This is a genomic window from Rhodococcus sp. IEGM1339 (assembly GCF_050321925.1).
GTDB classification, from domain to species: Bacteria; Actinomycetota; Actinomycetes; order Mycobacteriales; family Mycobacteriaceae; genus Rhodococcus; species Rhodococcus pyridinivorans.
Genome location: NZ_JBNQFT010000004.1, coordinates 16,243 through 27,503, shown reverse-complemented (window position 1 = coordinate 27,503; position 11,261 = coordinate 16,243). Strand labels below are relative to the sequence as shown.

Sequence of the window (11,261 nt, the reverse complement as noted above, 5' to 3'; positions counted from 1 at the left end):
CGTGCCGGAGGTTGCGGGCGCTCCGTGCGACGGACGAGCTACAGGACGGGACGAACCCCGCCGGGAGAGACTCCGAAGACCGCCATCGATCGCGTACCCGCGATCGAGACGACGTCCCCGGCACGAAGTGGAGTACGGGGACTGCGGACCTGGCGATGATTGACGCGGACGAGACCTTCCATGAGCAGCGCCGCCGCTTCACCGCCCGAGCCGGCCAGTCCGCTCTCCTGGAGGAAACCGAACAGGGAGTCGCGCACGAGTGCCTCCATGACACCTACGGTCCCCTCCGGAGGAGACGATGCCTCCTCACACGGGGTCCGTGCGGGTGCACATCCGATGAACACACGGCGAACACCGGCGGCCGGGATTCAGGTCTCGGTCGAGATGTCGAACAACGACAACTGGTTCCTCGTCATCTCGGCAGTGATATCCGCGCGGTAGCGCTCCCCCAGATTCTGTGCGACATGGGCAGGGCAACCGAGTTCGCTGCCGATCTGCTCCCAGGTGTATCCGGCCTCGCGGCGTTCCCACGCGTAGCCGCCGTCCTCGTCCCACGGCATCGACATGATCCGATGGTGTCCTGGGTCACACCCCTCTTCAACGACCTGACCCGGTGTGTCGCCGACGAATCCGGCGGGAACGACGATGCCGCCGTACCTCGGAAGAGGAACGACGGCATCGGACCAGATGATCCGTCGATCGGAAGCCGATCGATCGGGCGCCCCTGCGAATCAGTTCTCCGTGAGCCACTTGTCGAGGTCGGTCCGATCGTTCTGGACGATGTTCTCGACGAGCTGGACGATCAGGCCCTCGATCTGCCCACCGACGACGGGAACCTTGACGGTGGCCTCGCCACGCACCTCGATCTCGGTACCGCCGTCCGCGTTGCCACGAAGCTCCGAACGGGCCGCGATCGTGATCGGCAGCCCCGACGTGCTGCCGGCGAGGGTTCCCTGCGCCGTACCGTCCCCGAGTCCGCCCCATTCGTCGGTGCGCTCGATGATCAGAGGTCCTCGCACCACGCCCCGGACGACCGCGGGCAGCGCGGAGGTGTCGATCTGGTCGGAGACCTTCGCGCGGAAGGTCCCGGGACCGGAGCCGACCTCGAGCTGCGCCACGCCGGTCTGGCTCGCAGCCAGTCGGCTGTTCCAGAAGTCCTCGCTGGTCAAAGCGCCGTGGACGCGTTCGACGCTGTGGTCGAGCGTGGACGTGAAAACGAATTCCTTGGACATGACCGGAGACGATATCCTCCCGCTCGGATCTGGACGAAACGGGCCTACCGGTGTCGTTCTGCCACGTCAGAGAACAGCGACGAGGGTCGCCGCCGCTCCTCCGACGACACCCACCAGAGCGAGCCCGGCCGCCAGGGATCCTGCGACCACCGCGGCGGCTGCGAATCCGCAGACGGCGAGGACGACGAACATCAGCACGCCCGCGATCGGGTGCTCGAGCAGGGCCGGCATCTCCTCCGTCACCGGAGGTTCCACCTCCCTCGACGCCACGGCGGCCGACGGCGGGGCCTCGACGGACCGCGCGTCGATCGTCTGCGCCGGAATGTCGGCCGACTGCGACGGAGCAACCGTCGCCGGAGCGGTGATCACGTCCGTGGGCATGACGGGTGCTGCCGTGGTCATCGTGTCGTCCCCGCTTTCCTTTGTGCTGCTTGCGGCCGTCTCACGGTCGCCGATCACCTGAGGAGTCAGGCGGACCGCGTCTCGTCCCGGCCTCGATCTCTCACGTCAAGGTGTGCTCCGAAGTTTCCCCGCGAGTAACCGGCTCAAACCGAGACCCGTGCGACTCGCGTGCGCCGAGTGGTCACTGCAGCAACGAACCCGACCAGAGGGTGTGTTATGGATCACATAGACGTTAGCAGTTACGGAGCTCGGGTAGCCGACAGTTGTCACGTCATTTCTCGATGGATGTGAATTCGTCGGTAGATCACCGACTCTTCCAGTGCGAAGGAGGCGAACGCACGATGACCGAGAACCGAACTCCCGCGTTGCTCACCCAGTTGCGCACTCTCCACGAACTGACCCATGCAGAGACCCAGGTCGCCGAAACGCGTGTCGCGCAGGCCCGAACCGAAGCGGTACGCAAGGAGCTGACCGAGAACGCCGAGAACTGCCGCATCCGTGCGGTGGCGATCGAAGAGGCGATCCGCGATCTGGGCGGACTTCCCGATGTGGTCGGGCCGTTCATCGGCCGCGCCGCCATCATGGTGAAGACCCTCACCGAGCAGGCGCAGCCGTTCGACGAAGCACTGCTGTCGGACCTCGCCCTCGAACATCAGCTCCTCGACCGTGCCCGCTACGTGAAGGCACTGGCCATCGCGGGCGGACACAAGTCGATCGTGTCGCTGGCGGACCGTCTGATCACGGCTCACACGGCGACGGTCGAGTGGCTCACCACCGTCATCGCGGAGGAGGCGCTCGGTGGTCCTGCCGCTCTGCGTCGCACTCCTCTGCAGGCCGCGGCCGGCGCAGCGGTGCGCCTGGTCAACACGCCGGTCACCTGGTCGGCGCGCAGCATCGATCGAGCGATCGATGTCGCCCGCTCGACGCGTCCCCGCATCGAGTCGCTGCTCTCGCGCGGCGCGCATGCCGGTGACGTCGCAGCCAAGACCATCGGTGCCTCGCGCGATGCGGCTCTCGAGACGGCCGAGCGCGTGAGCCGTCGTGAAGGTGCCGACGGCACCGCCGACGCTCTGCACAAGGCACGCAGCGCCTCGGGTATCCTCACCGAGGAGGAGCTGCCGATCCGGAACTACGACGATCTCACCGTCCCGAAGGCCGTGGCGGCGGTCAAGGAACTGACCGAGCCGGCGGACATCCGGGCGATCGTCGCCTACGAGGAAGCGCACAAGGCACGACACGGCGTGATCTCCGCGGCCCAGACCCGTCTGGCCGCCATCGCGCAGGAGGTGGTCGGCGTCTGATCCGCCGCACCCCCAGTCACGTCACACGATCGCCGGGTTCCTCGTGGGCCCGGCGACCGTCGTCACCGCCGGTGTCGGTCCCGCTCACAGCGGGTACCCGGCCTCTGCGTTCATCAGAGAGGACACACCATGACCCGCATCCTGTTCGCCGTCAGCTCCGCCGATCATTGGACATTGCAGGACGGCACCCGCCATCCCACGGGCTTCTGGGCGGAGGAACTCGTCGAGCCGTACACCGTCTTCGACGAAGCCGGCTACGACATCACCGTTGCCACTCCGGGCGGCCGCACGCCCGTCGTGGACCAGGCCAGCCTCGAACCCGACGCCGCAGGCGGTGAGGACCGCGTGGCCGAGTTGAAGTCGTCGCTCGAGAAGCTGCAGCCGGTACTCACCGGTGCGGCGGTGCTCGAGGACCAGCGGGCCGAGGACTTCGACCTGCTGTTCGTGCCCGGTGGCCACGCCCCGATGGAGGATCTGGCCGTCGACGAGCGGTTCGGTGAACTCGTCCGGCACTTCGTCGAGGCCGACAAAGTGGTCGCGATGGTGTGCCACGCCCCGGCTGCCCTGCTTCCCGCCCACGAGTCCGGCGGTCGCTGGTTGTTCGAGGGTTACAGCCTGACGGCGTTCACGAACGTCGAGGAGGTCCAGGCGGGACTGGCCGACAAGGCACCCTGGTTGCTGCAGGACCGCCTGCAGGAGGCCGGGGCCGTCTTCTCGTCCACGGACGCCTGGCAGCCGCACGTGGTGGTCGACCGCGTCCTGTATACGGGCCAGAACCCGGCCTCCTCGCGGCCGCTCGCCGAACGCATCGTCGCCGAGATCCCCGCGCGCGCTACGTCGTGACCTTGCGGACGAAATCGATCGTCCGCTCGAGCGCGGCACGCGCATCCGGTGTCGACAGATCGAACTGGTACTCGTGTGCCAGTTCCGGTGTGTGGTCGTCCGGATAGAACAACGCATCCACCTGCACACCCAGTCCGGTGAGCCGCTGCGCGAGCCTCTCGGACTGGGTGGCGGTGAGCGGATCGGCGTTGCCACCGGAGATGTAGGTGGCCGGGAAGTTCTCGGTGACCGAGTTCAATACCGACATCTGGCCCGCCGCATCCGAAGTGGCGAACTCCCGGGCGCCGGTGTAGGCCCACATCGCCTGCTCCACGCCCCATCCGGTCAGCCCGCCGCTCCCACCGATCGCGGACACGTCGTAGATGCCGCAGTTGAGCACGACACCGCGAACGTTCTCCCGAGTGAACGCCGGGTCGACACCGAGGGTCGCGGCGTAGTCGGGGTCGGTGATCGCCGCGGCGATCTGCGCGGACAGTTGCGCCCCGGCCGAGTCACCGGCGAGCGCGATCCGCTCGGTGTCGATGTGCAGTTCGTCGGCGTGCTCGAGCAAGTAGCGCTGTGCATCGACGAGTTGCCGCACCGGGGTCGGATAGCGGTGGCCCGGTGCGAGCGAGTAGCCGACCGACACCACGGTGAATCCGGCGGCCGCGAGACGCCTGTAGTAGCCCGCGTAGTTGGTGCGGTTACCCGACAACCACGCGCCACCGTGCGTCCACACGATCGTCGGCAGCGCCTCGGTGGTCCCCGGCGGTGTGTACACGTCGAGATAGGCGTCCGGGTCGTCCTCCCGATAGTGGAGGTCGGCGACGAAGTCCGTCTCCGGAGCGTCCACCGCGAGCTTCGCGGTCTGCTCCCGCGCGTCGCGTTCGAACACCTTCCGCACCACCAGTGATCCCGGCACAGGGGTGAGGACGAACGCCGCCGCCACGCCGACGAGCACCACGACGAAGACGATCAGGATCCATCGACCGACGCGCCGACGCGGCGCTCTGTCCGTACTGCCCTCCGACACCTGTCACTCCTACCCGGGTCACGACGCGCCCGGGCGGATCCGGACCGAACGATCATGTCAAACAGTGCGGCGGGATGCGGGTTCTCGGGCGGGGCGTCCGCGCCGAGAGACGACCGTCAGGGTTGTTCGCTCAGCGCCTGCAATCGGGTCTCCTCGAGGTCGAGGCGGCGCTGGGCCGCACCGAGCGTCTGCGAACTGTAGGTACCGCGCGCCCGGCCCTCGAGCAGGGCCCCGCGTTCGGCCGCGATGGTGAGCAGCCGCAGTGGTCACGACGACGAGAAGGACCCCGAGTCCGCTGATGGCCTTGAAGTTCCGGCGGAAGTCCTGGGCCGGCATGCTCAGCGCGGCCGAGTACAGCCGCGATGCTCACGGTGCCGGCGATGCCGACCACTGCCATGAGAGCCAGATCCATTCGGATCATCGTGCTCGCTCATGACCCTTCGGCCGCGGAGCGGTGCACGTGGTGTTCGTCGTGCGTAGACGGATATCGCGGGCTTTCTCGTTGAATGAGAAGAATCGATCCTACGAGCCGTCATCGCTCCCACACTCGTGGAACACATCGGTGTCCCACGCGCGCGGGACGGCGACGACCACGCTGAGGAGAACCCTATGGCCTTGCTCGACGAAGCCCTGTGGACGGGAAAGATCCATCTCGACGGCTGGCGCCCCGGCAACGGCGGCACCACGAAGGTCACCAACCCCGCGACCGGGGAACAAATCGCCGAGATCGGCCTGGCCGACCCCGATGACGTCTACGCCGCCGCCCGCGCTGCCGCCGCCGCACAGAAGTCCTGGGCCGCCACGGCGCCGTCCGAGCGTGCGGAGATCCTCCGTCGCGCCGGCGAGAAGTTCCGTGAGCACGCCGACGAACTCATCGGCTGGGGACTCCGCGAGGCCGGGTCCATTCCGGACTAGGCCGCCATGGAGGTGTTCGGTTCCGCCACCGAGTGCTTCGAGGCGTCGGCGCTGCCCACCCATCCGCACGGTGAGTACCTGCCGTCGGACAACGGTCACTGGTCCATCGCGCGCCGCCTGCCCGCCGGCGTCGTCTCGGTGATCGCACCGTTCAACTTCCCGTTGCTGCTCGCGATGCGCTCGGTTGCCCCGGCTCTCGCCCTCGGCAATGCGGTGCTGCTCAAGCCGGATCCGCGGACCACCGTCATCGGTGGTGTCGCCGTGGCCCGGATCTTCGAGGAGGCCGGACTACCCGCCGGTGTGCTGCAGGTGCTGCCCGGTGGTGGTGACGTCGGCGCCGCAACCGTCGATGCTCCCGAGGTGCGGGTGGTCCCGTTCACCGGATCCACCGCCGCCGGACGCCACGTCGGCAAGGCCGGCGCGGAACATCTCAAGCGCACCCACCTCGAACTCGGCGGCAACAACGCGATGATCGTGCTCCCCGGCGCCGACGTCGATCTCGCTGCCGGTGTCGGAGCGATGGGATCGTTCTTCCACCAGGGCCAGATCTGCATGACCACCGGCCGGCACTTGGTGCACGAGTCCGTCTACGACGACTACGTGCGCGCCCTCGCCGCGAAGGCGGATGCGCTCGTCGTCGGCGATCCCGCAGGCGGCCCGGTTCACCTGGGCCCGATCATCGACGAGCGTCAGCTGGCGAACATCGACACGATCGTGCAGGACACCGTCGCCGCGGGCGGCACTCTCGCTGCCGGAGGCACGCACGAGGGGTTGTTCTACCGGCCCACCGTCCTGACCGATCTGACCACCGAGATGCCCGCCTGGGGCCAGGAGATCTTCGGTCCCGTCGCGCCGGTGCTGAAGTTCTCCGACCCGGACGAGGCCGTCGAACTGGCCAATGCGTCCGAGTACGGCCTGTCGGTGAGCATCGTCGGCGACGTGGGACAAGCGATGAAGATCGCCGACCGGATCCACTCGGGCAAGATCCACATCAACGAGATGACCGTCGCCGACGAGGCCAACGCTCCCTTCGGCGGGGTCGGGGCATCCGGTACCGGTTCCCGTTTCGGCGGTCCAGCCGCGAACATCGAGGCGTTCACCGAGACCCAGTGGGTCACGGTGCGTCCCGACATCGCGCCCTACCCGTTCTGACGCAGATCGCGAATCGGCCCGGGCGAGCGTGTGCTCGCCCGGCCGTTCTCGTATGCCCGACAGGACTATTCGGCGAAGGTGAGTCCGCGGGCGGCTCGTTCCTCCACCGCCGCGGCCGTCTCCTCCGCGATCAGGTCGGCGTTCACGGCCGCCCCTGTCATCACGCCGGCGCCTGCAGCGACCACGACCACCGCGGAGAGGTCGGCGGAGTTGCCCGCCGCCCATACGCCGGGCAGAGCGGTCTTCCCCGTCGGATCGGTCTCGATGAGGGTCCCCACGGGATGGTCGGTGACCGTTCCGCCGAGCTGCTCGTACAGGTCGGCGCGGGCGACGAAACGCGGTGCGACCACCACGGCGTCGACCTCGACCTCGGTGCCGTCCTCGAGCACCACGGCACGGACCTCCTCGCCGTCCGCTCGCAGTTCCGCGACGGTGCCGTCGACGATCCGCACGTCGCGCGCCTCGAGCTGGTCGCGGGCCTCGCTCTCCAGGGCGGGCGCCGAGTGGGTGAAGAAGGCGACGTCGTCGCTGAGCTGACGGAACAACAGGGTCTGGTGCACGCTCATCGGCCCCGACGAGATCACGCCGACGCGCCGGTCCCGAACCTCCCAGCCGTGGCAGTACGGGCAGTGCAGGACACTCTTCCCCCACAGTTCGCGGACTCCGGGCAGGTCGGGCAGCTCGTCGACCAGTCCCGTCGCGAGGATCAGTCGACGTGCCTGCACGGTGGTGCCGCCGGAGAGACCGATCTCGAATCCCGTGTCGCTGCGACGAGCGGATTCTGCTCGTGCGGACAGGATTTCGGCGCCGTATCCGGCGGCCTCCTTCCGTCCGAGAGCCAGCAGTTCGGTCGGCGCGATGCCTTCGTGTCCGATCACGTTGTGCGCGGCCGCGGCAGGGGCGTTGCGCGGTTCTCCGGCATCGACGACAAGCACCGAGCGGCGTGAGCGTGCCAGCGCTGTGGCGGCACTCAGTCCGGCGGAGCCGCCGCCGATCACGACGACGTCGTAACCGTCCGGTGTGGGGTTCTCCTGGGTGTTCATCGGTTCTCCTCCTTGATTGCCTGTGCGATCCACACGGTTCGGGATTCACGCACCACCAGATCTGCCCGGTGCAGCACCGAGTCGGGACCGTCGCCGACGAGTCGATCGAGCGTGTCGAGATCCTCGTCGGACACGGCGTTGTCGAGGCCGGTCCGCATCCGGCTCAGCACCGCGTGGGCGTATCGGCGTGCGGTGTCGTCGACGTCGGCACCGAGTTCGTCGCGGCGCATCTCGACCATCCCGAACCCGGCGCGACGCAGGTTGTCGCTCCAGTCGGGCCACCTGTTCCACCCTCGGGACGCCGCGGCCTGGTGACATCTCGCTTCGAGTCCCGGTGTACCGATACCGATGTCGTCGGGCAGGAATCGTGGTTGCGACTCCATCTCGGTGACGACCACCGTCCCCCCGGGTGCCATCGCCTCGGCGAGTTGCCGGAGCGTTGCATCCGGATCCTCGATGTGGTGCAGGGACAGCGCCGCCCAGGCGAGGTCGATCGCACCGACGGCCGGAAGTCCTGCATCGAGGTCGGCCTCGACGGTCCGGATCCGATCACCGAACCCGTTGTACGCGGCGGTCTTGCGGAGTCGTTCGAGCATCCCGGCGGACCGGTCGAGAGCGACGAGCTGCGCGTGGGGGAACCGGCGCGCCAGGGCGAGTGTGCCTGTTCCTGTGCCGGCGCCGATGTCGACGACGGTGCGCGGTTCGCGCTCGAGCTGTCCGGCGACCCGGTCGAGCAACGACTCGAAGTAGGGCCGGTTCATCGCGGCGTCGAGGTCGAGCACCTCGGCCATCGACTCGTCGTGCGCGTGGTCGTGTGGTGCGTGGTGGGCGTGGTGGTGCATGACTCCACGTTAGGACGCGTCATCCAGTTTCGGCATACACTCTTGCCTATGGAGCAAGAATCGTCCGATCTGGACCAACTCATCCGTCAGCGCATCCGCAGCCTGCGGCTCGCGCGGGGGTGGACCCTCGACACTCTCGCAGGCCGGTGCCACATCAGCCCGTCCAACCTGAGCCGCATCGAGACGGGCCGTCGCAGGATCGCACTCGACCAGCTCGTTCCCATCGCGCGGGCACTCGACACCACGATCGACCAGCTCGTCGAATCCGGCGAGGACCAGGACGTGGTGATCAGGCCCCAGGCGTGCGACACCCCGGGGTACACGACCTGGCTATTGTCGCGGGAACGATCACTGGGCGGCGTCACCATCGCCAAGATGCGGATCACGAAGCAGGAGCCGGTGCCGGCCGACACGCTCCCCGTGCACCCGGGGCACGAATGGTTCACCGTCCTGACCGGCACCGCCCGGCTCCAACTCGGCGAACGGACGATCCTCATCCAGGAGGGCAACGCCGCCGAGTTCTCGACGATGACACCGCACGCCATCAGCGCGCACGACGGACCGGTGGAGATCCTCACGATCCTCGATCAGAACGGGGAGCGTGCGCACCTGCGCAACCCCGCATCGCACTGAAAGGGCCGGGTTCGCCCGTCAGGCATACAGGCGATCGACGAACGCGCCGAGATTCTCGCGGACGCGCTCGGCCTTCTCCTCCGGCTCGAGATCCTCGCGGTACCGGCTGCCCAGTGCGGGCTTCTTCTTGCCGCGCGCGTACAGCGAGCACTGCAGGTCGATGCACATGTAGGTTCCGACCGCGTTGCCCGCTCGACCCGCATCGCCGACCTTGTTCGCCGTCATCAAAGCGATGCCACCCCGGGTGTGGGTGGTGAGGCAGATCGTGCACATCTGCGTCTTGCCCGAGCCCTGCTGTTCGAACCGAATGGCGACACCCACGAGTTCGCCGTCGCGGGGGACCACGATGTAGCCGCGACCGGGGAACGACGGGTCGGTCCAGCCGAGGAAGTCGAGTTCGTCCCACGGCCGGTCGTCGAGATCGCGCGGCACCGGAAGCCGCTTCGCATCACCCTTGGAGCAGTTGACGAAGGATGTTCGAATGTCCCGTTCGGTGAGCGGGTCCATGGCGGGGACCACCTTTCGTTCGCGTATGTACCGACCCGAGGACGGTACGCGCACCGCTCACACCGGGCAAACGATTTTCGCGGCCCTCACGCCGACGAACGCGGTGCTCCGATACCCGGATCGATCGTCACCGGACCGGATGCGGTGGGCGCGACCGGGAAGTCGAAGATCGCCGTCGGAAGATACACCGTGGCACACGAATTCGGGATGTCCACGACACCCGACAAACGTCCCTCGATGGGTGCAGCCCCGAGCAGGAGATACGCCTGCTCGGGGCTGTAGCCGAATTTCGTCAGATAGTCGATGGCGTGCAGACACGCCCGCTGGTACGCCAATTGCGAATCCAGATACCGCTGTTCGCCGTCGAGCGTCACGGACGTGCCGGAGAACGCGAGCCACTCGGAATACTGCGGGTCGGTGTTGCCCGGCATGAAGATGGCGTTCTCGCTCACCCCATAGGTCTCCATACCGCCGGGGATCAGATCGACGCGCAGGTCGATGAACCCGCCCATTTCGATGGCACCGCAGAAGGTGATCTCGCCGTCACCCTGCGAGAAGTGCAGGTCGCCGACCGACAGATTCGCGCCGTCGACGAAGACCGGATAGAAGATCCGGCTTCCCTTCGTGAGGTTCTTGATGTCCTGGTTGCCGCCGTTCTCCCGCGGTGGAGCGGTGCGCGCCGCTTCGGCCGCGACCCGGTCGAAATCGGCGCCCGACAGGCTGCCGAGAATCGCGCCGTTCGGCTCGGGCGGCAGCGCCAGCGCCGGCTCGCGGTCGGGATCCGTCGCGATCAAAGCAGCTTCCCGAGTGTTCCACGTCGACAGCAGTTCGTGCGACGGCGCCGTCCCCATCAGGCCGGGATGCACGATGCCGGTGAACGACACGTGGGGCACGTGGCGGCTCGTCGCCTTCTGCCCGGAGAAGTCCCAGATCGCCTTGTAGGCGTCGGGGAACTGGTCGGTGAGGAATCCCCCGCCGTTCGTCTTCGCGAAGATGCCCGTGTAGCCCCAGCCCTGCCCGGCGAGCGGACCCGAGTCCTCCTGCGGAATCGGGCCGAGGTCGAGGATGTCGACGATCAGCAGGTCGCCGGGCTTGGCACCCTCCACTGCGAACGGTCCCGACAACGCGTGCACGATGTGCAGCGGGGCATTGCGGATGTCGTCGGCGGAGTCGTCGTTGTGGATCTCGCCGTCGAACCATTCGCGGCAGTGCACGCGGAAGGAATCCCCCGGTTTCAGCATCGCGACGGGCGGGATGTCCGGGTGCCAACGGTTGTGGCCGATCTTGTCCTGATCGGTGAACCGGCGGGTCGAATCGAGGGGGAACACGACGTCGGGCACGGGACCTCCTGGAGCGGTGTCTGATTACGGGCGGTGTCG

Annotated in this window: 12 protein-coding genes and 1 pseudogene; 4 read left to right on the top strand and 9 right to left on the bottom strand. The window is 67.7% G+C overall.

Annotation, left to right across the window (positions count from 1 at the left end; all coding sequences use genetic code 11):
• Positions 1-38: 38 nt before the first annotated feature.
• The 4 genes from ACQR3U_RS06755 to ACQR3U_RS06740 all read right to left on the bottom strand — a co-directional run bounded on the left by ACQR3U_RS06755 (position 39) and on the right by ACQR3U_RS06740 (position 1,634).
• The gene (locus tag ACQR3U_RS06755) at positions 39-269 is read right to left on the bottom strand and encodes an RNA-binding S4 domain-containing protein (protein WP_019287993.1); all 231 of its coding nucleotides are present in this window, start codon (positions 267-269) and stop codon (positions 39-41) included.
• Between the two features lie 99 nt (positions 270-368).
• The gene (locus ACQR3U_RS06750) at positions 369-566 is read right to left on the bottom strand and encodes a hypothetical protein (RefSeq protein WP_019287992.1); all 198 of its coding nucleotides are present in this window, start codon (positions 564-566) and stop codon (positions 369-371) included.
• Between the two features lie 165 nt (positions 567-731).
• Positions 732-1,232, bottom strand: a complete 501-nt coding sequence (locus ACQR3U_RS06745; protein ID WP_033097261.1) for a DUF2505 domain-containing protein — start codon at positions 1,230-1,232, stop codon at positions 732-734.
• 66 nt (positions 1,233-1,298) lie between these two features.
• Positions 1,299-1,634, bottom strand: coding sequence for a hypothetical protein (locus ACQR3U_RS06740; RefSeq protein WP_230810041.1), 336 nt, complete (start codon positions 1,632-1,634; stop codon positions 1,299-1,301).
• 341 nt (positions 1,635-1,975) lie between these two features.
• On the opposite strand from ACQR3U_RS06740, the gene ACQR3U_RS06735 reads away from it, so the two are divergent.
• Positions 1,976-2,935 carry a ferritin-like domain-containing protein gene (locus ACQR3U_RS06735; RefSeq protein ID WP_230810040.1) on the top strand — a complete coding sequence of 320 codons (960 nt, stop codon included), beginning with the start codon at positions 1,976-1,978 and terminating at the stop codon, positions 2,933-2,935.
• Between the two features lie 129 nt (positions 2,936-3,064).
• Positions 3,065-3,778 carry a type 1 glutamine amidotransferase domain-containing protein gene (locus ACQR3U_RS06730; protein WP_230810039.1) on the top strand — a complete coding sequence of 238 codons (714 nt, stop codon included), beginning with the start codon at positions 3,065-3,067 and terminating at the stop codon, positions 3,776-3,778.
• Here ACQR3U_RS06730 and ACQR3U_RS06725 read toward each other — a convergent pair.
• Positions 3,768-4,790 carry an alpha/beta hydrolase gene (locus ACQR3U_RS06725; protein WP_230810038.1) on the bottom strand — a complete coding sequence of 341 codons (1,023 nt, stop codon included), beginning with the start codon at positions 4,788-4,790 and terminating at the stop codon, positions 3,768-3,770. The genes ACQR3U_RS06730 and ACQR3U_RS06725 overlap by 11 nt on opposite strands.
• 609 nt (positions 4,791-5,399) lie before the next feature.
• On the opposite strand from ACQR3U_RS06725, the pseudogene ACQR3U_RS06720 reads away from it, so the two are divergent.
• Positions 5,400-6,857: pseudogene (locus ACQR3U_RS06720) on the top strand (benzaldehyde dehydrogenase).
• A gap of 65 nt (positions 6,858-6,922) precedes the next feature.
• On the opposite strand, the gene ACQR3U_RS06715 reads toward ACQR3U_RS06720, so the two are convergent.
• On the bottom strand, positions 6,923-7,900 hold the full coding sequence (locus tag ACQR3U_RS06715; RefSeq protein ID WP_230810037.1) for an NAD(P)/FAD-dependent oxidoreductase: 978 nt from the start codon (positions 7,898-7,900) through the stop codon (positions 6,923-6,925).
• A complete protein-coding gene (locus ACQR3U_RS06710) occupies positions 7,897-8,742 on the bottom strand; it encodes a class I SAM-dependent methyltransferase (RefSeq protein ID WP_230810036.1) in 846 nt (281 codons plus the stop codon). The genes ACQR3U_RS06715 and ACQR3U_RS06710 overlap by 4 nt, the downstream gene beginning before the upstream one ends.
• Positions 8,743-8,790: 48 nt before the next feature.
• Here ACQR3U_RS06710 and ACQR3U_RS06705 point away from each other — a divergent pair, with 48 nt between their 5' ends.
• Positions 8,791-9,375 carry a helix-turn-helix domain-containing protein gene (locus tag ACQR3U_RS06705; protein ID WP_019287984.1) on the top strand — a complete coding sequence of 195 codons (585 nt, stop codon included), beginning with the start codon at positions 8,791-8,793 and terminating at the stop codon, positions 9,373-9,375.
• A gap of 18 nt (positions 9,376-9,393) precedes the next feature.
• Here the strand turns inward: ACQR3U_RS06705 and ACQR3U_RS06700 are convergent, their stop codons facing one another.
• Together ACQR3U_RS06700 and fmdA are read right to left on the bottom strand one after the other, a co-directional pair.
• Positions 9,394-9,882 (bottom strand): FBP domain-containing protein, encoded by a 489-nt coding sequence (locus ACQR3U_RS06700; RefSeq protein ID WP_230810035.1) that lies wholly within the window; start codon positions 9,880-9,882, stop codon positions 9,394-9,396.
• Positions 9,883-9,968: 86 nt separating this feature from the next.
• Complete coding sequence (gene fmdA, locus ACQR3U_RS06695; RefSeq protein WP_006550661.1) at positions 9,969-11,222, bottom strand: formamidase; 1,254 nt, start codon at positions 11,220-11,222, stop codon at positions 9,969-9,971.
• Positions 11,223-11,261 lie beyond the last annotated feature (39 nt).

Excerpts from the sequence above, each read along its gene's own strand:
- ACQR3U_RS06755 (WP_019287993.1), bottom strand. The coding sequence starts at position 269 with ATGGAGGCACTCGTGCGCGACTCCCTGTTCGGTTTCCTCCAGGAGAGC.
- ACQR3U_RS06750 (WP_019287992.1), bottom strand. The coding sequence starts at position 566 with ATGTCGATGCCGTGGGACGAGGACGGCGGCTACGCGTGGGAACGCCGC.
- ACQR3U_RS06745 (WP_033097261.1), bottom strand. The coding sequence starts at position 1,232 with ATGTCCAAGGAATTCGTTTTCACGTCCACGCTCGACCACAGCGTCGAA.
- ACQR3U_RS06740 (WP_230810041.1), bottom strand. The coding sequence starts at position 1,634 with ATGACCACGGCAGCACCCGTCATGCCCACGGACGTGATCACCGCTCCG.
- ACQR3U_RS06735 (WP_230810040.1), top strand. The coding sequence starts at position 1,976 with ATGACCGAGAACCGAACTCCCGCGTTGCTCACCCAGTTGCGCACTCTC.
- ACQR3U_RS06730 (WP_230810039.1), top strand. The coding sequence starts at position 3,065 with ATGACCCGCATCCTGTTCGCCGTCAGCTCCGCCGATCATTGGACATTG.
- ACQR3U_RS06715 (WP_230810037.1), bottom strand. The coding sequence starts at position 7,900 with ATGAACACCCAGGAGAACCCCACACCGGACGGTTACGACGTCGTCGTG.
- ACQR3U_RS06710 (WP_230810036.1), bottom strand. The coding sequence starts at position 8,742 with ATGCACCACCACGCCCACCACGCACCACACGACCACGCGCACGACGAG.
- ACQR3U_RS06705 (WP_019287984.1), top strand. The coding sequence starts at position 8,791 with ATGGAGCAAGAATCGTCCGATCTGGACCAACTCATCCGTCAGCGCATC.
- ACQR3U_RS06700 (WP_230810035.1), bottom strand. The coding sequence starts at position 9,882 with ATGGACCCGCTCACCGAACGGGACATTCGAACATCCTTCGTCAACTGC.